The sequence below is a fragment of the Hydrogenophaga sp. UC242_53 genome, from assembly GCF_042696965.1.
Lineage (GTDB): Bacteria > Pseudomonadota > Gammaproteobacteria > Burkholderiales > Burkholderiaceae_C > Hydrogenophaga.
On the sequence record NZ_CP170552.1, the window covers coordinates 2,345,882 to 2,368,488 of the forward strand.

General features: G+C 66.2%; 17 protein-coding genes, 1 tRNA gene and 7 pseudogenes. 10 read left to right on the top strand and 15 right to left on the bottom strand.

The window, feature by feature from the left end; all coding sequences use genetic code 11:
* Positions 1–3: 3 nt before the first annotated feature.
* The 6 genes and pseudogenes from ACFJI0_RS11745 to ACFJI0_RS11770 form a co-directional block, all read right to left on the bottom strand.
* Positions 4–135: a hypothetical protein gene (locus ACFJI0_RS11745; RefSeq protein ID WP_382325100.1), complete on the bottom strand. Its 132-nt coding sequence runs from the start codon at positions 133–135 to the stop codon at positions 4–6.
* A 142-nt stretch (positions 136–277) separates the two neighbouring features.
* A pseudogene (locus tag ACFJI0_RS11750) lies at positions 278–763 on the bottom strand (DUF2189 domain-containing protein); the annotation flags it as partial.
* A 62-nt stretch (positions 764–825) separates the two neighbouring features.
* On the bottom strand, positions 826–2,433 hold the full coding sequence (locus ACFJI0_RS11755) for an ABC transporter ATP-binding protein (RefSeq protein WP_382325102.1): 1,608 nt from the start codon (positions 2,431–2,433) through the stop codon (positions 826–828).
* On the bottom strand, positions 2,430–3,449 hold the full coding sequence (locus ACFJI0_RS11760) for an ABC transporter permease (protein WP_382325104.1): 1,020 nt from the start codon (positions 3,447–3,449) through the stop codon (positions 2,430–2,432). Before ACFJI0_RS11760 ends, ACFJI0_RS11755 begins: the two co-directional genes overlap by 4 nt.
* A gap of 15 nt (positions 3,450–3,464) precedes the next feature.
* Positions 3,465–4,497: pseudogene (locus tag ACFJI0_RS11765) on the bottom strand (microcin C ABC transporter permease YejB).
* A 17-nt stretch (positions 4,498–4,514) separates the two neighbouring features.
* Positions 4,515–6,350, bottom strand: a complete 1,836-nt coding sequence (locus ACFJI0_RS11770) for an extracellular solute-binding protein (RefSeq protein ID WP_382325106.1) — start codon at positions 6,348–6,350, stop codon at positions 4,515–4,517.
* 38 nt (positions 6,351–6,388) lie between these two features.
* Between ACFJI0_RS11770 and fabI the strand changes: the two genes are divergently transcribed.
* Positions 6,389–7,186 carry an enoyl-ACP reductase FabI gene (gene fabI, locus ACFJI0_RS11775; RefSeq protein ID WP_291115724.1) on the top strand — a complete coding sequence of 266 codons (798 nt, stop codon included), beginning with the start codon at positions 6,389–6,391 and terminating at the stop codon, positions 7,184–7,186.
* Between the two features lie 64 nt (positions 7,187–7,250).
* Here the strand turns inward: fabI and ACFJI0_RS11780 are convergent, their stop codons facing one another.
* Entirely contained in the window at positions 7,251–9,527 is a 2,277-nt protein-coding gene (locus ACFJI0_RS11780) for an Orn/Lys/Arg decarboxylase N-terminal domain-containing protein (RefSeq protein WP_382157553.1), read from the bottom strand.
* 221 nt (positions 9,528–9,748) lie between these two features.
* On the opposite strand from ACFJI0_RS11780, the gene ACFJI0_RS11785 reads away from it, so the two are divergent.
* From ACFJI0_RS11785 to ACFJI0_RS11800, 4 genes are all read left to right on the top strand, one after another.
* On the top strand, positions 9,749–10,174 hold the full coding sequence (locus ACFJI0_RS11785; RefSeq protein WP_382325107.1) for an NfeD family protein: 426 nt from the start codon (positions 9,749–9,751) through the stop codon (positions 10,172–10,174).
* Positions 10,175–10,233: 59 nt separating this feature from the next.
* Complete coding sequence (locus ACFJI0_RS11790; RefSeq protein WP_382325108.1) at positions 10,234–11,154, top strand: SPFH domain-containing protein; 921 nt, start codon at positions 10,234–10,236, stop codon at positions 11,152–11,154.
* Positions 11,155–11,186: 32 nt separating this feature from the next.
* On the top strand, positions 11,187–11,582 hold the full coding sequence (locus ACFJI0_RS11795; RefSeq protein ID WP_382325109.1) for a DUF2237 family protein: 396 nt from the start codon (positions 11,187–11,189) through the stop codon (positions 11,580–11,582).
* A 35-nt stretch (positions 11,583–11,617) separates the two neighbouring features.
* A tRNA-Ser gene (locus ACFJI0_RS11800) sits at positions 11,618–11,707 on the top strand.
* Between the two features lie 258 nt (positions 11,708–11,965).
* Here ACFJI0_RS11800 and ACFJI0_RS11805 read toward each other — a convergent pair.
* The 7 genes and pseudogenes from ACFJI0_RS11805 to ACFJI0_RS11835 all read right to left on the bottom strand — a co-directional run.
* Positions 11,966–12,223, bottom strand: a pseudogene (locus ACFJI0_RS11805) (IS21 family transposase); the annotation flags it as partial.
* Positions 12,224–12,330: 107 nt separating this feature from the next.
* Positions 12,331–12,754, bottom strand: a pseudogene (locus ACFJI0_RS11810) (MFS transporter); the annotation flags it as partial.
* A gap of 60 nt (positions 12,755–12,814) precedes the next feature.
* Positions 12,815–13,264, bottom strand: a complete 450-nt coding sequence (locus tag ACFJI0_RS11815; protein ID WP_382325111.1) for a hemerythrin domain-containing protein — start codon at positions 13,262–13,264, stop codon at positions 12,815–12,817.
* 56 nt (positions 13,265–13,320) lie between these two features.
* The gene (locus tag ACFJI0_RS11820; protein ID WP_291119007.1) at positions 13,321–13,587 is read right to left on the bottom strand and encodes a hypothetical protein; all 267 of its coding nucleotides are present in this window, start codon (positions 13,585–13,587) and stop codon (positions 13,321–13,323) included.
* A 211-nt stretch (positions 13,588–13,798) separates the two neighbouring features.
* Positions 13,799–14,983, bottom strand: coding sequence for a branched-chain amino acid ABC transporter substrate-binding protein (locus ACFJI0_RS11825; protein ID WP_382157523.1), 1,185 nt, complete (start codon positions 14,981–14,983; stop codon positions 13,799–13,801).
* A gap of 200 nt (positions 14,984–15,183) precedes the next feature.
* Positions 15,184–15,618 (bottom strand): DNA polymerase III subunit chi, encoded by a 435-nt coding sequence (locus ACFJI0_RS11830; protein ID WP_382325113.1) that lies wholly within the window; start codon positions 15,616–15,618, stop codon positions 15,184–15,186.
* A gap of 14 nt (positions 15,619–15,632) precedes the next feature.
* Positions 15,633–17,124 (bottom strand): annotated as a pseudogene (locus ACFJI0_RS11835) (leucyl aminopeptidase).
* Positions 17,125–17,149: 25 nt separating this feature from the next.
* Here ACFJI0_RS11835 and lptF point away from each other — a divergent pair.
* The 5 genes and pseudogenes from lptF to ACFJI0_RS11860 all read left to right on the top strand — a co-directional run.
* Positions 17,150–18,067: pseudogene (gene lptF / locus ACFJI0_RS11840) on the top strand (LPS export ABC transporter permease LptF); the annotation flags it as partial.
* Between the two features lie 201 nt (positions 18,068–18,268).
* Positions 18,269–19,387 carry an LPS export ABC transporter permease LptG gene (gene lptG, locus ACFJI0_RS11845; protein WP_382157515.1) on the top strand — a complete coding sequence of 373 codons (1,119 nt, stop codon included), beginning with the start codon at positions 18,269–18,271 and terminating at the stop codon, positions 19,385–19,387.
* Positions 19,388–19,392: 5 nt separating this feature from the next.
* Positions 19,393–19,758: a sirohydrochlorin chelatase gene (locus tag ACFJI0_RS11850; protein WP_382157513.1), complete on the top strand. Its 366-nt coding sequence runs from the start codon at positions 19,393–19,395 to the stop codon at positions 19,756–19,758.
* A complete protein-coding gene (locus tag ACFJI0_RS11855; protein WP_382325115.1) occupies positions 19,755–20,699 on the top strand; it encodes a CysB family HTH-type transcriptional regulator in 945 nt (314 codons plus the stop codon). Before ACFJI0_RS11850 ends, ACFJI0_RS11855 begins: the two co-directional genes overlap by 4 nt.
* A gap of 80 nt (positions 20,700–20,779) precedes the next feature.
* Positions 20,780–21,884: pseudogene (locus tag ACFJI0_RS11860) on the top strand (pyridoxal phosphate-dependent aminotransferase).
* Between the two features lie 3 nt (positions 21,885–21,887).
* On the opposite strand, the gene ACFJI0_RS11865 reads toward ACFJI0_RS11860, so the two are convergent.
* Positions 21,888–22,604: a (2Fe-2S)-binding protein gene (locus tag ACFJI0_RS11865; protein ID WP_382325116.1), complete on the bottom strand. Its 717-nt coding sequence runs from the start codon at positions 22,602–22,604 to the stop codon at positions 21,888–21,890.
* Between the last annotated feature and the right edge of the window lie 3 nt (positions 22,605–22,607).

The window sequence follows — 22,607 nt, forward strand, 5'->3', positions numbered from 1 at the left end:
CGCTCAGCCCTGCCCGTCCCCGGCGGTCAGATCGCGGTAGGCGTGCCAGCTGGCGTGGCCCATCAGTGGAATGAGCACGATCAGGCCCAGCAGGCCCGACGCCATGCCCAGGCCGGCGAGCAGCGCGATGCACACCGCCCACAGCGTGGCCGGGCCCGGGTGGCTGGCGCACGGCGCGCCAGCTGCGGAACACCGCCGCGCTCACCGCCACCGGCCGATCCACCAGCATGGGCAGCGCCACCAGGGTGGACGCGAAGACCGGGGCGGCCAGCAGCGCGCCCAGCAGCAGCCAGACCTCGAACAGGCCGATCTCGCGCACCAGCACCACGTGGCGCAGAAAATCCATCGGCTTGTGAATGGGCACGGGCGACCACAGGGTGATCAGCGCCGCCGAGGTCAGCACCCAGCCGGTGCCCGCCAGCCCCAGCAGCAGACCAAAGCGCACCAGCCGGGCGTCGCCCGAGCGCCAGAGCGCCCACACCTCGGCCATGCCGATGCGCTGCCCGCGTTCCAGCCCCCGGCTGACCGCGTACAGGCCGGTGGCCAGGATGGGCGCGACGATGAGAAAACCCGAGAAGGCGCCGGCCAGCAGCCAGAAGCGATCGCGCGCGATCCACAGCAGCCAGGCGCCGAAGGCGGTGACCAGCAGGCCATGCACCAGACCCGGCACGGGGTTGCGACAGAGGTCGGCCCAGCCCGCCGCCACCCAGCGCGCGGGCGAGGTCAGCGTGACTGGCGACGAAGGCATGCGATCCACATCCATTGAGCGCGTTATAGCCTCAGCGCCCGCGCCAGCGACTGACGCAGATCAAGAACGGTGTGGGTTCAGGCGGCGGCCTGCACCAGTGCGCGCGTGTAGGGGTGCTCGGGCGCCTGCAGGACCCGGTCCACCGGCCCATGCTCCACCACCACACCGTCCTTCATCACCATCACGTCGTGCGCCATGGCGTGGATCACGTCCACGTCGTGGGTGATCAGCAGGTAGCTCAGGCCCCGCTCTCGCTGCAGGCGCTGCAGCAGCGACAGCACCTGCTTCTGCACCGTCACGTCGAGTGCGCTGGTGGGCTCGTCGAGCACCAGCAGTTGCGGATCGACGATCAAGGCACGGGCGATCGCCAGCCGCTGCCGCTGACCGCCCGAGAACTCGTGCGGGTACCGCTGCAGCCAGTCGCTGCCGTGCTCGGGGTCGTCAACCAGTCCTACGTCGGCCAGCGCGGTCACCACCCGCTCGCGCCGCTGAGCCACCGACAGCCCCGGCTGGTGCACCTGCAGGCCCTCGCCCACGATCTGCTCGACGGTCAGGCGCGGCGAGAGCGAGGAAAACGGGTCCTGGAACACCACCTGGACGCGCTGGCGCAGGGCGCGGTCCCGGCCGGCCTTTTTCGCCTGCGTCCAGTCGGTGCCATCGATCTGCAGGCTGCCCTGGTGCGGCAGCAAGCCGAGCGCGGCCAGCGCCAGGGTGGACTTGCCCGAGCCGGACTCGCCGATCACACCCAGCGTCTGCCCCGGGGCGATCACCATGTCGGCGCCGTGCACCGCCACGAACTCGCCCTTTCTGAACCACCCCTTGAAACCTGGCAGCCGCACGGGATAGCTCACGCGCAGACGCTGGGACTTCAACACAGGCGCCGCATCGGCCCGCACCACCGGCTCGGCCACGTCGCGCTCGGGCTTGCTGGCCAGCAGCTTGCGCGTGTAGGGGTGCTGGGGCGCGGCGAACACGTCGCCCACCCCGCCCTGCTCCACCAGGTGCGCACGTTCCATCACGGCCACGCGGTCGGCGAAGCGGCGCACGAGGTTCAGGTCGTGCGTGATCAGCAGCACCGCCATGCCGTGCTGCCGCTGCAGGTCCGCGAGCAGGTCGAGGATCTGCACGCGCAGGGTCACGTCCAGCGCGGTGGTGGGTTCGTCGGCCAGCAGCAGCTTGGGCGCGCTGGCCAGGGCCATGGCGATCATGGCGCGCTGGCGCTGGCCGCCGCTGAGCTGGTGCGGAAAGGCGTTGGCGCGGCGCGCCGGCTCGGGAATGCCGGTGGAGGCCAGCAGCTCGTGGGACGCCACCACCGCCTGGCGGAGCGTGAGGCCCTTCTTGAGCTGCAGCACCTCGCGGATCTGATCGCCCACGGTGTAGAGCGGGTTGAGCGCGCTCATCGGCTCCTGGAACACGACCGCCACCTCGTCGCCCCGAACGCCACGCAGCTGGCGCTCGGTCATGGCGAGCAGGTCCTTGCCCTGCAGCAGCGCACGGCCGGACACGTCCGCGTTGTGCACCAATCGCAGCAGCGAGAGCGCCGACACCGTCTTGCCAGAACCCGATTCGCCCACCAGCGCGAGCTTCTCGCCGGCCCGGATCGAGAAATCGATGCCATGCACGACCTCCTGGCCGGCGAACGCCACGCGCAGATCCCTGACTTCGAGCAGCATGGGCGCCGTCATTTGTCGGCCTTTCGGGGGTCCAGCGCGTCGCGCAGCGCATCGCCCATGAAGGTGAGCAGCAGCAGCGTGATCACCAGCACGGCGAACGTGGAAAGGGAAATCCACCAGGCGTCGATGCTGTTCTTGCCCTGGCTGAGCAACTCGCCCAGTGACGGCGTGCCCGGCGGCACCCCCAGGCCGAGGAAGTCCAGCGAGGTCAGCGCCAGGATGGCCGCGCTCATGCGGAACGGCAGGAAGGTGACCACGGGCGTCAGGCTGTTGGGCAGCACGTGGCGCCAGATGATCTGCCCGTTCGACAGGCCCATGGCGCGCGCCGCGCGCACGTAGTCGAGCTGGCGGTTGCGCAGGAACTCAGCGCGCACGTAGTCGGACAGGCCCATCCAGCCGAACAGGCTGAGCAGGATCAGCAGCAAGCCCAGGCTGGGCGAGAACACGGCCGAGAAGATGATGAGCAGGTACAGCTCCGGCATGGAGCTCCAGATCTCGATGAAGCGCTGGAAGGCCAGGTCGGTCTTGCCACCAAAGAAGCCCTGGATCGCGCCGGTGATGACGCCCAGCACCACGCCGATGGCTGTGAGCGCCAGCGCGAACAGCACGCTCACGCGAAAGCCGTAGATCAGCTGCGCCAGCAGGTCGCGCCCCCGGTCGTCGGTGCCCAGCCAGTTGTCCCACGTGGGCGCCGACGGATTGGGCGATTTGGCGAAGTAGTTGATGGTTTGCGCACCATAGGGGTTGGGTGCGTAGAGGGCCCAGTTGTCGCCCCGGGTGATCTGCTCGCGGATGAAGGGGTCGAGGTAGTCGGTGGGCGTCTCGAAGTCGCCCCCGAAGACGGTCTCCGCATGGTCCTGCACCACCGGGAAATAGGTCTTGCCCTCGTAGCGCACGATCAGCGGCCGGTCGTTGGACAGCACCTCGGCGAAGAGGCTGGCCACCACCAGCGCACAGAAAATCACCAGGCTCCAGTAGCCGAGCCGGTTGCGCTTGAAGCGCAGCCAGGCGCGCCGGCTGGGGCTCATGGACACCGCTGGCCATCAGTCGAACTTCACGCGGGGGTCCACCCACACGTAGCAAAGGTCGGAGATCAGCTTGGTGACCAGTCCGATCAGGGTGAACAGGAACAGCGTGCCCATGACGACCGGGTAGTCGCGCCGGATCACGCTCTCGTAGCTCAGCAGACCCAGGCCATCCAGCGAGAACAGGGTTTCAATGAGCAGCGCCCCCGTGAAGAAGGCGCCGATGAAGGCCGCCGGAAAACCGGTGACGATGGGGATGAGCGCGTTGCGGAACACGTGTTTCCACAACACCTGCCGCTCCGACAGCCCCTTGGCCAGCGCCGTCATCACGTACTGTTTGCGGATTTCCTCCAGGAAGGCGTTCTTCGTCAGCATGGACGTGACGGCGAAGCTGCCCAGCACCATGGCCGTGACGGGCAGCGTGATGTGCCAGAGGTAGTCGATGATGCGCGCGCCCCAGCTCAGCTCCTCCCAGTTGGCGGAGGTAAGCCCACGCAGCGGGAACCACTGCAGCTGCCCGCCGAAGATCACCAGCAGCGCGACGCCCAGCACGAAGCCCGGGATGGCATAGCCCACGAGCACGAGCAAGGTGCTGACCAGATCGAAGCGCGTGCCGGCCCGCACGGCCTTGGCGACGCCCAGCGGCACGGCCACGCCGTAGCTGATGAGAAAGGTCCACAAACCCAGGCTGATGGACACCGGCAGCTTCTCGGCAATGAGCTGGCTCACCGGCTTGTTCTGGAAGAAGCTGTTGCCCAGGTCGAAGCGCGCGAAACGGCCCAGCATCTCGACGAAACGCGTGTGCGCGGGTTTGTCGAAACCGTAGAGCGCCTTGATCTGCTCCAGGCGCTGCGGGTCCACGCCCTGCGCGCCCCGGTAGGTCATGCCGCTGCCCTCCGCGCCGCCGGGCCCGCCCGCCCGCGCGCGCGTCGGCCAGGTACTGTTCCACCGGGCCACCGGGCACGAACTGGATCACCACAAACGTCAGCAGCAGCACGCCGAACAACGTGGGCAGCATGAGCAGCAGGCGTTTGAGGATGTAAGACAACATAGGGCGTCAGCGGAAGGTCATTTTCTGGCCCACCAGGTGGTCATGGCCCAGGTCTCGGCCTGGGTGTAGGGCGGCATGCTGGCCGGCTTGTCCAGCCGCGTGGCGTTGTAGGCCATGCGGTGTTCGTTGACCGTCCATTGCGGGATCAGGTAGTGGCTGTGCGCGATCACGCGCTCCAGCGCATGGCAGGCCGGCAGCAGCTCGGCCTTGGTCCTGGAACTGGTCATGCGGCGCAACAGGGCATCGACCGCCGGGCTCTTGACGCCCGCGAAATTGCCCGAACTCGGCATGTCTGCCGCCTTGCTGCCGAAGATCTCGACGTACTCCTGCCCCGGGTTGTTGGTGCCGGGAAAGGCGATCGAAATCATCTCGTACTCGAAACGATCGACCCGTTGCTGGTAGAGGGCGTAGTCCACGGAACGGAAGTTCAGGCGAATGCCCAATTTCTCCAGGTTGCGGATCCACGGGCCGACAGTGCGCACGCCGCCCTCGCGGCTGTCCAGGTACTCCAGCACCATGGGCTCGCCCTTGGCATTGCGCAGCGCGCCGTCGCGCACCTCCCAGCCCGCCTCGCTCAGGAGGGTGCGGGCCTTGCGCAGGTTCGCCCGCAGCGAGGAGTCCCCATCGGTGCGCGGGGGCACGGTCATGGGGCCGAAGACCGCGTCAGGCACCTTGCCGCGCCAGGGCTCCAGCAGCGCCAGTTCCTCCGCCGTGGGCAGGCCCGTGGTTTCGCAATCGGTGTTGCCGAACAAGCCATTCACACGGTGGTACGAGCTGTAGAACATCTGGCGGTTCATCCACTCGTAGTCAATGGCCAGGCCCAGCGCCTCGCGCACCCGCACATCGGCCAGCTTGGGGTTGCGCGTGTTGAGCACGTAGCTCTGGAAACCCGAGGGCAGCCGATGGGCGAATTCGCCCTTGACCAGCTCACCGCTGTCAAAGCGGCGCCCGTTCACGCGGCGGGCCCAGTCTCCCGCGGAAAACACCTGCAGCAGGTCGTATTCGCCTGCCTTGAAGCCCTCGAGGCGGGCCGTGTTGTCCTTGTAGATCTTGACCGTGATGCGGTCGAAGTTGTCCGTGCCGCGCTTGACGTTGAGATCGCGGGCCCAGTAGTTCGGGTCGCGCACGTAGGTGATGTCGCGCCCGAACACCACGGGGCCGATCTTGTAGCGCCCGCTGCCGATCGGCACGTCCATGACCACCTGATCGAACGGCTTGGCCTTGCCGTCCACCATGCCCCACTTGCGGCTGAAGACGGGAATGGTGCCCACCGTCAGCGGCAGTTCGCGGTTCGGCCGCTTGAAGCGGAAGCGCACCGTGCGTTCGTCGATCACGTCCAGCCCCGCCACCTCCTCCAGCAGCGTCTTGTAGGCCGGCATGGTCTGCGGGCTCATCAGCGTGTCGTAGCTGTGGCGCACGTCGGCGGCCAGCACGGGGTCGCCGTTGTGAAAGCGCGCCTCGGCACGCAGCTTGAACGTGGCCGACAGGCCATCGTCGGCCACCGAGACATCGCTGGCGAGCAGCCCGTAGGCCGACGCGGTCTCGTCCAGCGAGGGTGTGAGCAAGGTGTCGAACACCAAGGCGGCGAGGTAGGCCGGTGCCGAACCCCGGATGGTGAACGGGTTGTACTTGTCGAAGGTGGACACCCGCTGGTTGCTCACCAGCCGCAGCTCGCCACCCTGCGGCGCGTTCGGGTTCACGTAGTCGAAGTTCGTGAAACCCGCCGGGTACTTCAGGTCGCCCCACAGCGCATAGCCATGGGCCGCCCAACTGGCCGGGCTCCACGCCACCAGGGCCACGGCCGCGCACAGCGTCGCGAGACGGCTGTGGAGGCAAGGGGCGGAACGACGCATGAGACAATTCTGAAGGATTTTTCTCTGGAGACTGAAAAATGGGTTTTCTCGCTGGCAAGAAACTGCTGATCACGGGCGTGCTGTCCAACCGATCCATCGCCTACGGCATTGCCAAGGCCTGCCACCAACAAGGCGCCGAGCTGGCGTTCAGCTACGTCGGTGACCGTTTCAAGGACCGCATCACCGAGTTCGCGGCCGACTTCGATTCCAAGCTCATCTTCGATTGCGACGTGAGCGACGACGCCCAGATCGACAAGATGTTCGCCGACCTGTCGCAGGCCTGGCCCAAGTTCGACGGCTTCGTGCACAGCATCGGCTTCGCCCCGCGCGAGGCCATCACCGGCGACTTCCTCGAAGGCCTCTCGCGCGAAGCCTTCCGCATCGCTCACGACATCAGCGCCTACAGCTTCCCCGGCATGGCCAAGGCGGCCCTGCCCTACCTGAACGACAAGGCCTCGCTGCTCACGCTGAGCTACATGGGCGCGATCCGCGCGGTGCCCAACTACAACACCATGGGCCTGGCCAAGGCCAGCCTGGAAGCATCCGTGCGCTACCTCGCCGAATCGCTCGGCCCCAAGGGCATGCGCGTCAACGGCATCAGCGCCGGCCCGATCAAGACGCTGGCGGCCAGCGGCATCAAGGACTTCGGCAAGCTGCTCAACCTGGTGGCTTCCGCCGCGCCGATTCGCCGCAACATCACCATCGAGGAAGTGGGCAACGTGGCCGCATTCCTGCTCTCCGACCTCGCCTCCGGCGTGTCGGCGGAGATCACCTACGTGGATGGCGGCTACGCCCAGACCACGGGCGTGAGCCGCGACAGCCAGGCCATGCTCTGAAATGGAAAACGCCCCGCGCCACTGACGTGGCCGGGGCGCTTGGCGGCACGGAAGCCCGCAGGCCTCAGGCCTTCACGCAGTCCGCGAAATAGCTCTTGCGGCCGTCGTCGCCCACCACTTCCACTAGGCCGTGGATGTCGGTCTCGAAGCCCGGGCACTGCAGGTTGAACTCGCGCGCGAACTTCAGGTAGTCCACGATCTTCTTGTTGAACACCTCACCCGGGATCAGCAGCGGGATGCCCGGCGGGTACGGCGTCACCAGGCTGGTGGTGATGCGGCCTTCCAGCGCGTCGATCGGCACCCGCTCGGTGGTGCGTTGCGCGATGTGCGCGAAGGCATCGGTGGGCTTCATCGCCGGCGTGAGGTCGCTCAGGTACATCTCGGTCGTGAGGCGCGCGATGTCGTAGCGGGCGTACAGCTCGTGCACGTGCTGGCACAGGTCGCGCAGGCCCATCTGCTCGTAGCGCGGGTGCTTCTGGCAGAACTCCGGCAGGATGCGCCACATCGGCTGGTTCTTGGCGTAGTCGTCCTTGAACTGCTGCAGCGCGGTCAGCAGCGTGTTCCAGCGGCCCTTGGTGATGCCGATGGTGAACATGATGAAGAAGCTGTACAGGCCCGTCTTCTCCACCACCACGCCGTGCTCGGCCAGGAACTTGGTGACGATGGACGCCGGAATGCCGTTGGTTTCGAAACGGCCGTCCAGGTTCAGGCCCGGGGTGACGATGGTCGCCTTGATCGGGTCCAGCATGTTGAAGCCAGGCGCCATGTCGCCGAAGCCGTGCCAGTCCTTCTCGCTGAAAGACACGTCCTTCTGCTTGAGCACCCAGTCGCCGGTCTCGCCCATGCCTTCGTCGGCCAGGTCGTCCGGCCCCCAGACCTTGAACCACCAGTCGTCCTCACCGAACTCGGCTTCCACCTTGCGCATGGCGCGGCGGAAATCGAGCGCTTCGAAGATGCTCTCTTCCACCAGCGCACGGCCGCCGGGCGGCTCCATCATGGCCGCAGCCACGTCGCAACTCGCGATGATCGCGTACTGCGGGCTGGTGCTGGTGTGCATCAGGTAAGCCTCGTTGAAGAGGTGGCGGTCCAGCTTGACGTTCTGCGAATCCTGCACGAGCACGTGGCTGGCCTGGCTGATGCCGGCAAGCAGCTTGTGAATGGACTGCGTCGCGTACACCACCGACTCCATCGGCCGCGCGCGCTTTTTGCCCATGGCGTGGAAGTTGCCGTAGAACGGGTGGAAGGCCGCGTGCGGCAGCCAGGCTTCGTCGAAATGCAGGTTGGCCACGTAGCCGTCCAGCATCTGCTTGATGGCCTCGGTGTTGTAGAGCACGCCGTCGTAGGTGGACTGCGTCAGCGTGAGCACGCGCGGCTTCACGGTGGCGGCGTCCACGCCGGCCAGCAGCGGGTTGGCGCGGATCTTGGCCTGGATCGCCTCGATCTCGAATTCGCTCTGCGGGATCGGGCCGATGATGCCGTAGTGGTTGCGCGTGGGCTTGAGGAAGACGGGGATCGCGCCCGTCATGATGATGCTGTGCAGGATGGACTTGTGGCAATTGCGGTCCACCACCACCACGTCGCCCGGCGCCACCGTGTGGTGCCACACCATCTTGTTGGAGGTGGACGTGCCGTTGGTGACAAAGAAGCAGTGGTCGGCATTGAAGATGCGCGCCGCATTGCGCTCGCTCGCGCCGATGGCGCCGTTGTGGTCCAGCAGCTGGCCCAGCTCCTCCACCGCGTTGCACACGTCGGCGCGCAGCATGTTCTCGCCGAAGAACTGGTGGAACATCTGGCCCACGGGGCTCTTCAGGAAGGCCACGCCACCCGAGTGCCCCGGGCAGTGCCACGAATAGGAACCGTCTTCCGCGTAGTCCAGCAAGGCCTTGAAGAACGGCGGCTGGATGCCTTCGAGGTAGCTCTTGGCCTCGCGGATGATGTGGCGCGCCACGAACTCCGGCGTGTCCTCGAACATGTGGATGAAGCCATGCAGCTCGCGCAGCACGTCGTTGGGCAGGTGCCGGCTGGTCTTGGTCTCGCCGTAGATGTAGATCGGCACGTCGGCGTTCTTGCGGCGCACCTCGTCGATGAAGCTGCGCAGGTTCAGCACCACGGGGTCGATGTCGTCGCCGTGGCTGAACTCCTCGTCGTCGATCGACAGGATGAAGGCACTCGCCCGGCTCTGCTGCTGCGCGAACTGGCTCATGTCGCCATAGCTCGTCACGCCCACCACCTCGAAGCCTTCGACTTCGATGGCCTGTGCCAGCGCGCGGATGCCCAGGCCCGAAGTGTTCTCCGAGCGGAAGTCCTCATCGATGATGACGATGGGAAAGCGGAATTTCATGTGAGATTCTCCAGCCGTGTTCAGCCGGCTACGGGGGAAGGGCACCATCGGCGGGGACCCCAACGGTGGCAAAGCAGGCGCGAAGTGTACGGAAATCGCGTGTCTCCCTGCGGAACGCGCCGGCCTTTTGTCGCAGAATGTGGCGCAAGCCAGACATTCCTTCTGGCCAGACCCTTGGGCCGCGCCCGGGTTCCCTTGGCATTCTGAAGACAGGAGTATTCATGTCGGACTCAACCGTGTGGTGGCTGCTGGCCGGCGCTGCTGTCGCGCTGGAGCTTTTCACAGGCACCTTTTACCTGCTGATGCTCGCCGTGGGCCTGGCCGCCGGCGCGCTCGCGGCACACGCAGGCCTGGGCACCACCATGGAGCTGATCGCGGCGGCGGTGGTCGGCTCTGCCGCCGTGGTGGGCTGGTACTTCATCAAGAAACGCGGTGCCGGCGACCCCTCGGTGCGCGCCATGCGCAGCGTCAACCTCGACATCGGCGAGGTGCTGCAGATCGACGAATGGCACGCCGACGGCACCGCGAGCGTGAAATACCGTGGCGCGCAATGGACCGTGATCCAGCGCCCGGGCAACCCGCCCACCCCAGGCGCCTACCGCGTGGCCGAGCTCGTGGGCAACCGCCTGCTGGTCGACAAGGTCTGAGCGCGAACACGCATGCGCTACCCTCGCCCCTCCTGAAACCTTTCTGAGAAGCCATTGCCATGGAAATTGCCATCCTCCTCTTCATCATCGCCGTCATCTTCATCACACGGTCCATCAAGGTCGTGCCGCAGCAGAACGCGTGGGTGGTGGAGCGCCTGGGCAAGTACCACTCTTCGCTCGCGCCGGGCCTGAACTTCCTGGTGCCCTTCGTCGACAAGGTGGCCTACAAGCACAGCCTGAAGGAAATTCCGCTGGACGTGCCCAGCCAGGTCTGCATCACGCGCGACAACACCCAGCTGCAAGTGGACGGCATCCTGTACTTCCAGGTCACCGACCCGATGCGCGCGAGCTACGGCTCGTCCAACTACATCGTGGCCGTGACCCAGCTGGCACAGACCTCGCTGCGCTCGGTCATCGGCAAGCTGGAACTCGACAAGACCTTCGAAGAGCGCGACGTGATCAATGCGCAGGTGGTCTCGGCCATCGACGAAGCCGCGCTGAACTGGGGCGTGAAGGTGCTGCGCTACGAAATCAAGGACCTCACGCCGCCCGAGGCCATCCTGCGCGCCATGCAGTCGCAGATCACCGCCGAGCGCGAGAAGCGCGCGCTGATCGCGGCGTCCGAAGGCCGCCGCCAGGAACAGATCAACATCGCCACCGGCGAGCGCGAAGCCTTCATTGCCCGCTCCGAAGGCGAAAAGCAGGCCGAGATCAACAACGCGCAAGGTGAAGCCGCCGCCATCCTCGCGGTGGCCGAGGCCAACGCCGAAGCCATTCGCAAGGTGGCCGAAGCCATCCGCCAGCCGGGCGGCCAGGAAGCCGTGCAGCTCAAGGTGGCCGAGAAAGCCGTGGAGGCCTACGGCAAGGTCGCCGCCGACGCCACCACCACGCTCATCGTGCCCAGCAACATGACCGAGGTGTCGGCGCTCATCACCTCGGCCATGAAGATGGTGGGTGTGGGCGGCAAGACCAACGCCTGACGCAACACCAGCCTCACCACGGAGCCGCCACCATGACCTTGTCGCGCAACGTGCTGGGCGGCCCGCTGGTGCCCTGCTCCTACGACCCGCTCACCGGCTTCTACCGCGACGGCTGCTGCGAGACCGACGCCGAAGACCATGGCACACACGTGGTGTGCGCCCGTGTCACGGCGGCGTTTCTGGACTTCTCGCGAGAGAACGGCAACGACCTGAGCACCCCGCGCCCGCAATGGCGCTTCGCCGGCCTCCAGCCCGGCGACCGCTGGTGCCTCTGCGTGCAACGCTGGCTGGAAGCCCTGCAGGCGGGCGTGGCGCCACCGGTGGTGCTGGACAGCACCCACGCGGCGGCCCTGGAATATGTGTCGCTGGACGTGTTGCTGCAGCACGCTTGGCACAACAAGACCGCCGACGGCAGCCGGGCGGGATAAAGGGCGCAACGGCCTGCTACAATCGCAGGCTTCGCGGAGAGGTGGATGAGTGGTTTAAGTCGCACGCCTGGAAAGCGTGTGTGGGCTAATCCCCACCGCGGGTTCGAATCCCGCCCTCTCCGCCATTAATGAGTCTCGGACCCTTTCAAAGGATCTCAGACAACACCCTAAAAGCCCCGTTCTTCATTGGAGATCGGGGCTTTTTTGTCTATGCAGTTTTCATGACGTTTACTGCTATCTCTGGTTTTTAGAAACACTTTTTGTTGAATTTCACTGATCTCTGACCCGAGATTTCCATCGAATACTGACCCACCCGTTGTGTGAGCAAAGAAGCTCACGGTGTGGATAAGTGCTTCGTTTTCTCCTTTTCAGATCTAGGGTGTGTGGAGCTGCAGCAAAGTGCGCCGCTGTTTGCGCGACTTTGTTGCCTCGATCGACAGCCATGTTGAAAGTTTGTCGGCGAATGGATCGAGCTTGCTGGAGCTCGCACGCCTGGCGTAGCGGGGCTCTTCATCGCCCGCCCGCAGGTACTTCTTAACGGTGTTGCGAGCCAGGCCTGTACGCCTGGAGATCTCGCGGATGGACATCTGCTCGCGCAGTGCCCAGCGTCTTATGACACTCAGTGTCGCCACGTCTATCACTCCTGAAATCTCCTGCTGCCAAAAGCAGCAGGATAGGGTTCTTACGTGGGTCAGCTTTCAATGGAAATTGATGCTCTAACTGGGTCAGTTTTCAGTGGAAGACAACAGCCCGGTGGCACCAGCGAGGCGGCCACGAGGGATGCCACGCCGAAATAGGTGCCGTGCGGCATGCCGGCCATGAAGCGCAGCAGGTTCAGGCTCCAATAACCGGGGGCCGCCGCGCTGGCCAGGTTGCCGAGGGCGAACAGCACCATCAGCACGACGAGCAGCATGCGCCGGGGCCAATGGGCGGTGAGCACGGCCAGCAAAGGCGCCCCGACAACCACACCCAGCGCGTAGGCGCTGATCACATGGCCGGCCTGCGGGATGCTGACCTGCAGCGTGGTGCGCAACTTCGGGCAGCAGGCCCATGATGACGAACTCGCCGGTGCCAATGGCAAAACCGCCGAGCCCGAGGGCCCAAACGGTGGAGCGGAAAGCAGGATGGGTGGCGGGGTCGCCCGTGGGGGCCTGGGAGGATGTGGCGGACATTCCCTCGATCTTGCTGCAACGCAGCATTCCACGCAGGCTGGGGGTTTTACCCCTTCGGGATCAGGCCACCACGTCACGCATCCGGTCGAGGTCGGACCGGTACTGCGCGGCCAGGCTGACTTTTTGCCTGTCGCTCAGGATCTTGCCGGAGAGCTGGAAGAACTTGCGCTCTTCTTCCCGCAGGTGGTGGTGCACTTCGTGGGACAGCTTCTTCGCCAGCTCCGGCCAGGCCTCGGGCTTGTTTCGCGCCTCTTCCAGGGCTTCGACACATTCATCGATCTCATGGTGCTCGTGCAAAGCGTGGCGCGACGAATCCAGCCCCATGTCGTCAAACAGGATCTGGGCGTACAGATAGCGCTCTTCGGCGGCCGCGTGGGCGGCCAGTTCGATGCGCAGCGCCTTGAAAATCTCTTGGGCGCGGGGATCCTCGGGCTTGGTGCGCACCAGCCGCCGGCACAGCGTGCGCTGCGTCTCGTGGCTTTCGCGGAGGGCTTCGTAGATGTTGTCCATGGGGATCTCCTGCATAAAAAACCCGGCCGAGGCCGGGCATTCCTCGTCTCAGCCGATCAACCACGTTGCGGGTTGTTGCTGCCTTGCTGCTTGCGCGACGGATCGTTGTTGTCCGCCTGGTTGCCGCCTTGCTGCGGCGACTTGCGGTTGTCATCGCGGCCGGGTTGTGCCTGTTGCTGCTGGCCCGGCTTGTTCTGGCTGCCGGGTTGCTGCTGATTGGGGTTCGGCTGCTGTTGCTGCTGATTGGGGTTGTTCTGGCTGCCAGGCTGTTGCTGGTTCGGGTTCTGCTGTTGCTGCTGGTTGGACTTGCCTTGGTTGCTCATGCGAAATCTCCAGAAAAGAAACGGGTTGCGGGCAGGATCGCCACGCACAACCAGTCTAAAAATCCCCGTGCGGCCCGGGTGTCGGCTGAGGCCCCCCTTCCCTGTAGGACTGCACCCACGCCGGGCGCAGACGAAAAAAAGCCACCGCATGCGGTGGCTTTTTGTCACAGGAGGCCTCCGAAGAGGCCGTCCCGTCCGGGGCACTGGCCGATCAGCGGATCACGGCCAAGGTGGTGCGGTTGCCGCCCTTGTAGGTCATGAGCGTCAGGGCACCGTTCTTGATGTCGCCCTTTTCGTCGAAGGCGATGTTGCCGGTCACGCCCTTGTAGTTGGTGGCCTTGAGCGCGGGCAGGTAGACCTTGGGGTCGGCCGAGCCGGCGGTGACCATGGCGTTGACCAGCACCTTCGTGGCGTCGTACACGTACGGGGCATAGACCTGCACGTCGGCGTTGAACTTGGCCTTGAAGTCGGCGCGGAACTTCTCCATGCCTTCCTTCTGTTCGCCTTCCACACCACCGGCTTCAGCGCAGAACACCTGGTCGTCGGCCAGGCCGTCGGCGGCCAGCTTCGGCAGCTCGGTCGAGCAGATGCCGTCGCCACCCATGAACTTGGCGTTGATGCCGAGCTGCTTCATCTGCTTGAGCATCGGGCCGGCCACGGCGTCCATGCCGCCGAAGAACACCACGTCGGGCTTCTTGGCCTTCAGGGTGGTCAGGATGGCGTTGAAGTCGGTCGCCTTGTCGTTGGTGAACTCACGGCCCACCACCTTGCCGCCCGCAGCAGCCACGCCCTTTTCGAACTCGTCGGCCACACCCTGGCCATACGCGGTGCGGTCGTCGATCACGGCCACGCTCTTGGCCTTGAGCGATTCCACGGCGTACTTGCCCAGCGTGCCACCCAGGTGCACGTCGTCAGCCACCACGCGGAACGCGCCAGCGTAACCCTGGCGGGTGTACTTGGGGTTGGTGGCGGAGGGAGAGATCTGGGGAATGCCAGCGTCGTTGTAGATCTGCGAGGCCGGGATGGTCGTGCCGGAGTTCAGGTGGCCGATCACGCCAGCGACCTTGGCATCCACCAGCTTGGTGGCGGCGGCGGTGCCTTGCTTCGGATCTGCTGCGTCGTCTTCCGCCAGCAGTTCGAACTTGACCGGGTTGCCACCGATGGTCAGGCCAGCGGCGTTGAGCTCCTCGATCGCCATGCGGGCGCCGTTCTCGTTGTCCTTGCCGAGGTGGGCGATGGCGCCGCTGGTGGGACCAACGTGACCGATCTTGATGACCTGAGCGGCGGCAGCGGGGGCAGCGGCAGGAGCGGCTGCGGGTGCGGCCTCTTCTTTTTTGCCGCAAGCGGCAAGTGCGACAGCCGCCGCGATGACGGCCAGTTTGGTGTTCAGTTGCATGGTTTTCCTCGGAAAAGGATGGAAGTTGGAATGCGGAGGGAACTTTTTTTCTCCACGCCCATAAAGATACTCCAAAAAACCAGCGGATTTCGCATCGCGCAGCGCCTGTGGGAAGGAACGAGGGTTTTCCCAAAGTCGCATCACGCCGTTGAATGGCCCATAAGGCCGGCGCATGCTGCTCTGGCGCAGGTGCGCGGGCGTCAGTCCTGGGGCGCCAGCTGGAGATCGTGCCGCTGGGGCTCGATGCCCTGCGCCTTGTAAAGCTTCCAGCGGTCGCGCGCGTGTCCGCGGTCTTCCTGATCCCCGGTCACCACCTCGATGACGCGCGCAAAGCCTTCGTAGCCGGCCGGCATGCCCAGGCGCAGGTTCACCAGCACCGTGGCCCCGTTGGCGGCCGAGACCTCGCTGGCGAGGTGGATGGGCGAGCGGGACTTCACATGCGCGGGGTCCATCGGCCCGCTGTGGGGGATGAACTCGCCGTTGGCCATGGTCCAGAGCGCCACATCCAGCGCCGCCCGCTCCCGCTCTTCCACGAGCACCATCACCCGCGCGCCACGCAGGTAGGCCTTGCGCAGCAGGCGACAGGCGTAACCCAGCTTGTCGGGTGCGTTGAAATGGAAGGCCACCTCGGTCATGCTGCGCGCCGTGTTCAGGCCTTGCGGGTTCTGGGGGCCTTCTTCGGCGCCACCGCCGCGGCCTGGTCGATCAGGTACTGCAACAGCAGCGGCACCGGCCGCCCCGTGGAGCCCTTGGCCGCCCCGCTCTTCCACGCGGTGCCGGCGATGTCCAGGTGGGCCCAGGGCAGCTCGGCGGTGAACTTCTGCAGGAACTTGGCGGCGGTGATGGCGCCACCCGCGCGCCCGGCCACGTTGCCCATGTCGGCGAAGTTCGATTTGAGGCCTTCGGCGTACTCATCGTCCAGCGGCAGGCGCCAGCACAGGTCCTGCGCGGTGTCGCCGGCCTTCTGCAGGGCCTGGGCCAGGTCGTCGCGGGTCGAGAACAACCCCGAGCGCACGCCCCCGAGGGCGATCACGCAGGCACCGGTGAGGGTGGCGATGTCGATCACGCTGTGGGGCTTGAAACGCGCGGCGTAGGTGAGCGCATCGCAAAGGATCAGGCGGCCTTCCGCATCGGTGTTGAGGATCTCGATGGTCTGCCCGCTCATGCTGGTGACCACGTCGCCCGGTTTCACGGCCATGCCGTCGGGCATGTTCTCGCAGCTGGGGATGAGGCCCACCACATTGATGGCGGGCTTGAGCTCGGCCAGGGCGGCGAAGGTGCCGAGCACGCTGGCCGCGCCTCCCATGTCGAACTTCATTTCGTCCATCTCCGCCGCCGGCTTGATGGAGATGCCGCCGGTGTCGAAGGTGATGCCTTTGCCCACCAGCACCACGGGGGCGCTGGTCTTGGCCGCACCGTTGTAGTGCAGGACGATGAAGCGCAGCGGTTCGGCCGAGCCCTTGGCGACGGCGAGAAAGGAGCCCATGCCCAAGGCTTCGACCTGTTTCGGGCCGAGCACATCCACCTTGAGGCCGGGCTTGCGGCCCAGCTTGCGGGCCGCCTCGGCCAACATGGTGGGCGTGGCGTGGTTGGCCGGGCGGTTGGCCCATTCCTTGGCGAACTCCACCCCGGTCACCAGCGCGCGGCCGGTCTCGAAACCACCGCGCACGGCCGCCGCGTTCTCCACACCCACGACCACCTGTTGCACCGTGCGGGCCTTGGCCGAGGGCTTGGTGGTGGTGTAGGTGTAGGTCGCGTCCGCACAGGTCTGCACGGCGGCGCGCACGGCGTCGTCGTTCGCATCGAACAGGCTGAGCACCAGGCCCAGCTTCTTGATGCCGGGCTGCTTGAGCGAGCCCATGCCCGCGCCCACGGCCTTGCGCACCGAGGCGGCCGAACCGTCGCCCACCCGCACCAGCACCACCCGCGGGGCCTTGATGCCCACAGGGCGGTAGCAGGCCAGTTGCTTGCGCAGCACCCGCGTCCAGGTCGCCCAGTTTCGTGGCGCTGGCCACGAGCTCCTGCAGGGCGCCGCCGGCAGCCTTGCCGGGGGCCGCGGTGTCGGGCACCAGCACCAGCAGCGCGTCGGCGCTCAGTTGGGCGGCCTGGGTGGGCGAAAGGGATTTGAGTTCGAAGTCCATAATCGTGTTTTCCTGTTCTCGATCGATGTTATTCCATTCTTCCATCCGCAAAGAGCTGGCACGCAGCTTCGGGGCCACGCTGGTGGTGCTGTTCACCATCGTGTTGACGATGTTGCTGATCCGCACGCTGGGCCTGGCCTCGAAAGGCAGCGTCGACCCGCAGGAGATCGCGCTGGTGCTGGGCTACACCGTCATCGGCCGCATGCCCACCATCCTCACGCTGGCGCTCTTCATCGCCATCGTCTTCACGCTCTCGCGCATGTACCGCGACAGCGAAATGATCATCTGGTTCTCCAGTGGCCGCTCGCTCGGGGGCTTTCTGCGGCCGGTGATGCGCTTCTCGTGGCCGATCCTGGTGGTCATCACGCTGATGGTGTTCTTCGTCTGGCCCTGGGCCAATGCGCAGACCGACCAGTTGCGCGACCGCTTCGAGCGCCGGGGTGACCTGGAGCGCGTGGCGCCCGGACAGTTCCAGGAATCGTCGAGCGGGCGCCGCGTGTTCTTCATCGACAAGGACACGGCGGACGGCACCGAGGGCCGCAACATCTTCATCTCCAGCACCGAAAACGACGGCCGCGAGACCGTGACCTCGGCGCGTTCGGGCCGCATCGAGTGGCTCAACGAACAGCAGATCCTGATGCTCAACAACGGCCAGCGCCTGGAAACGCCGGCCGACCAGAGCAGCCTGAAAGTGAGCGAGTTCGAGGAATACGGCACCCAGATCGGCTCCTCCGCCATCAGCCAGCGCGGCGAAGCCCTCAAGGCCCGCAACAGCTGGGACCTGATCCGCGACCCCACCCGCGCCAACCTCGGCGAACTGGGCTGGCGCATCGGCATGGCCTTGACCGCCATGAACTTCGTGCTGATCGCCGTGGCCACCACCACCGGCAACCCGCGCGCCGGTCGCGGCGGCAACCTGTTCTTCACCCTGTTCGCCTTCGTGTTCTATTACAACCTGCTCAACCTGGGCCAGAGCTGGGCTGCGCAGCGGCCTCTTCAGCCTGGGCGGCTACATGGTCGGCCTGCATGGCGGCGTGTTCGTGCTGACCGTGCTGTGGTTCTTCAAACGCCACTACAACCTGAGCGTGCGCGGCTGGCTCAGCGCCCGGCGCACGGCGCGCAGCGCCGCCGTGGGAGCGGGCGCATGAAAACCATCCGCCGTCTCATCTATGGCGAAGTGTTCGCGGCCGTGACTTTCGTGCTGCTGGCTTTCCTCTCGCTGTTCTTCTTCTTCGACTTCGTCGACGAGTTGCCCGCGCTGGGCAAGCCCTCGGCGCTCGACCCCTCGCTGGTCTACGAAGTGCCGCATGCCCTGCTCTACGTGGGGTTGCTCATGCCCAGCCGGATCTACGAGCTGCTGCCGATTGCCGTGTTGATCGGCTCCGTCTTCGTGCTCGCGCGCCTGGCCCAGGGCTCGGAATACACCATCCTGCGCACCAGCGGACTGGGCCCGTGGCGGGCACTGCGGATGCTGCTGGGCCTGGGCGCGGTGTTTGTGGTGCTCACCTTCGCCATCGGCGACTACCTGGCGCCGCTTTCGGACAAGACGGCCCAGCTGCTCAAGGCGCGTTACCAAGGCAACATCAGCCTGGGCCAGACCGGCGCCTGGCTCAAGGAAAAGCAGCCCTACAGCAACTTCTCGGTCAATGTGGGCTCCATGTCGCCGCAGGGCGAGCTGGGCAATGTGCGCATCTTCGAGTTCAACAACCAGGGCTTCCTGGTCTCCACGCTGCACGCCCAGACCGGGCAGATCGAGGTGGACGACTCCTGGACCCTGCGGCAGGTGCAGCGCCGCGAATTCGACACCGCCGGGCAGGCCTCCGGCCGCATCCAGCGCGAAGCGCTCGAGACCCTGCGCTGGCCCAGCGGCATCAACGCCGAGATGGTGTCCGTGGCGCTGCTTAAGCCCGAGCGCATGCGCACGGCCGACCTGTTCGGCTATATCCGCCACCTGGAGGCCAACGGTCAGACGGCACAGCGCTACGAGATCGAGTTCTGGCGCAAGGTGTTCTACCCCTTGAGCTGTCTGGTGATGGTGGTGCTCGCGCTGCCCTTCGCCTACCTGCACTTCCGCTCGGGCAGCATCACCGGCTACGTCTTCGGCGGCGTGATGATCGGCATCAGCTTCTTCCTGCTGAACAACGTGTTCGGCTACATCGGCAACCTCAACCAGTGGCAACCCTGGCTGGCCGCGGCCTCGCCGGCCTTGATCTACTCCGTGTTCTCGCTCGGCGCCTTCGGGTGGCTGGTGCTTCGGAGGTAGCGGCCATGCTCGGTGTGATTGTTTTCGCCCATGGGTCGCGCGACCCCCTGTGGCGCCAGCCGGTCGAGTCGGTGGCGCAGCAGATCGCGCGCCGCGATGCTTCGGCCGTGGTGTCCTGCGCCTACCTCGAACTCAGCGAACCCGACATCGCCACGGCGGCGCGCCAGCTGGTGGCCCAGGGTGTGACGCGGGTGCGCGTGCTGCCCCTCTTCTTCGGCATGGGCAAGCACGCCCGTGAAGACCTGCCGGTGCTGATGGCCCAGCTGGCCGCCACACACCCCGCCGTGACCTTCGAACAATTGCCCGCCGCTGGCGAAGACCCCCGTCTGACCGCCCTGCTCGCCCAAATCGCGCTGGAGACCGCCGCATGAACCTGCACCAGTTCCGTTTCGTGCAGGAGGCGGTGCGCCGCAACCTGAACCTCACCGAGGCCGCCAAGGCCCTGCACACCTCGCAGCCCGGCGTCTCCAAGGCCATCATCGAGCTGGAAGACGAGCTCGGCATCGAGATCTTCGCGCGCCACGGCAAGCGCATCAAACGCGTGACCGAGCCGGGCCAGCAGGTGCTCAAGAGCATCGACATCATCCTGCGCGAGGTCAACAACCTCAAGCGCATCGGCGAGCAGTACTCGGCCCAGGACAGCGGCACGCTGTCCATCGCCACCACCCACACCCAGGCGCGCTACGTGCTGCCCGGGCCGGTGGCCGCGCTGCGCCAGGCCTACCCCAAGGTCGGCATCAGCCTGCACCAGGGCTCGCCCGACCAGGTGGCCAAGATGCTGATGGAGGAAGTGGCCGAGATCGGCATCGCAACCGAATCGCTGGTGAACTACCCCGAGCTGGTCACGCTGCCCTGCTACGAGTGGCAGCACGTGCTGGTGCTGCCGTTCGACCACCCCTTGCTGGAGCGCGAGCGCATCACGCTCGACGACCTGGCCCAGGTGCCGCTGGTGACCTACCACCCCAGCTTCACCGGCCGCACCCGGATCGACCAGGCCTTCGCCCTGCGCCACCTGCAACCCAACATCGTGCTCGAGGCGATCGACTCGGACGTGATCAAGACCTATGTGAAGCTGGGCATGGGCGTGGGCATCGTGGCCGAGACGGCAATGCAGGGCGAGAACCAGACCCCCGACCTGGTGGCCCGCCCCGCCGCGCAACTGTTTCGCCACAACCTCGCGCGCGTGGCCTTCAAGCGCGGCACCTACCTGCGCCACTTCGTGCTGCGCTTCGCCGAACTGCTGAGCGACCGCCTCTCGCGCGACCTCATCCTGCGCGCCATGAGCGGCACCCCGGACGACTACGAGCTGTGACCCCATGAGTTCCCTCCCCGCCCCGCACCCCCGCCCTCGCCTCCCGCCTGCCCAAGGTCGGCACCACCATCTTCACCGTCATGTCCTCGCTCGCCGCCGAGCACGGCGCGGTGAACCTGGGCCAGGGCTTCCCCGATTTCGACTGCGACCCAGCCCTGGTGGAAGCGGTCACGCGGGCCATGCAGGCCGGCCACAACCAGTACCCGCCCATGCCTGGCGCGCTCGCGCTGCGCCAGGCCATGGCCGCCAAGATGCAGGCCCTCTACGGCCTGGCCTGCGACCCGGCCACCGAGATCACCGTGACGGCGGGCGCCACGCAGGCCATCCTGACCGCCATCCTCGCCGTGGTGCAACCCGGCGACGAAGTGATCGTGCTCGAACCCTGCTACGACAGCTACGTGCCCAACATCGAGCTGGCCGGCGGCGTCGCGGTGCGCGTGCCGCTCACGCCCGGCACCTTCCGGCCCGACTTCGACCGCATCGCTGCCGCCATCACGCCGCGCACGCGCGCCCTGATCATCAACAGCCCGCACAACCCCAGCGGCATGGTCTGGAGCGAGGCCGACATGCAGCGCCTGCAGGCGCTTCTCGCGCCCACCGACGTGCTGCTGATCAGCGACGAGGTGTACGAGCACATGGTGTTCGATGGCCAGGCGCACCAGAGCGCGGCGCGCTTCCCCGGCCTGGCCGCGCGCGCCTTCATCGTCAGCAGCTTCGGCAAGACCTACCACGTGACCGGCTGGAAGGTCGGCACGGTGGTGGCCCCAGCCGCGCTCACGGCCGAGTTCCGCAAGGTGCACCAGTTCAACGTGTTCACGGTGAACACCCCGGTGCAGCACGCGCTGCGCCACCTACATGGGCAACCCGGCGCCCTATCTGGAGCTGGCCGCGTTCTACCAGCGCAAGCGCGACCTGTTCCGCGAAGGCCTGGCCGCCACGCGCTTTCGCCTGTTGCCTGGTGAAGGCACCTACTTCCAGTGCGTGGACATTTCGGCCCTGGCCGTGCCAGAGCGCGACCTGCCCGAGGGCGACTTCTGCCAGTGGCTCACGAAGGAGATCGGCGTGGCCGCCATCCCGCTCTCGGCCTTCTATGGCGACGGTTTCGACCAGCGCGTGGTGCGTTTCTGCTTCGCGAAGAAGGACGACACCTTGCGCGAAGCCCTCACACGCCTGGCGCGCCTGTAAGGCTCAGCACCGCACGGGGTTGCGGCAGTAGCGCTCCAGTTCGACCACCGTGGCCTGGCGGGCCACGGCCTGCTTCGCGTTCGGCCCCACCTCCAGGCTGAGCTTCATCTCGTACTTCTTGAAGAAGTCGTCGAACAGTTCGCCGCCCAGAGTGCCGGTGGCGGTGAGCGTGTCGCTCTTCGCATCGTGCTCGATCAGCACCGCGCACAGGGGTTGTTCGGCCGGGCCGTTGAGCACCTGGGCGCCACGCGCCGGGTCGTACTGGCTGTGGTCGGCGCAGCAGTGGATCAGGTCGTTGCCCTTGCTCGGCGTCTGCGGATTCGTGGCCGCGCCCTTGCGGAAGCTGATGAAGCTCAGGTCCTTGGTCGGGTACACCAGCTTGTGCGCGCAGATGGCCGAGAACGCGACCAGGCTCCTGCGCGGGCCGATGCCCCCCGGCCACTGGTAGCTCTGCTTGTCGCGGGTCTGCAGCTGGGTCGCCGCCGCCGGTTTGCCCAGGTCGAGCAGGAACACCGGTGTCGCTTCGAAGGGGTAGTGAAAAACGTAGTTGGTCTGTGGTTTCAGGTTCGACGCCTTGAGCGGTTTGCCCACATCGTCGAGCAATTGAACCCGGCCGTACGAACGCGGTCTGGCATCCGCGGCCCAGGCGGTCTGCGCCAACGCCGCCGCCAGCGAGCCACCGCCGAGCGCGCACACTTCCACGAATTCGCGTCGATCCATCGC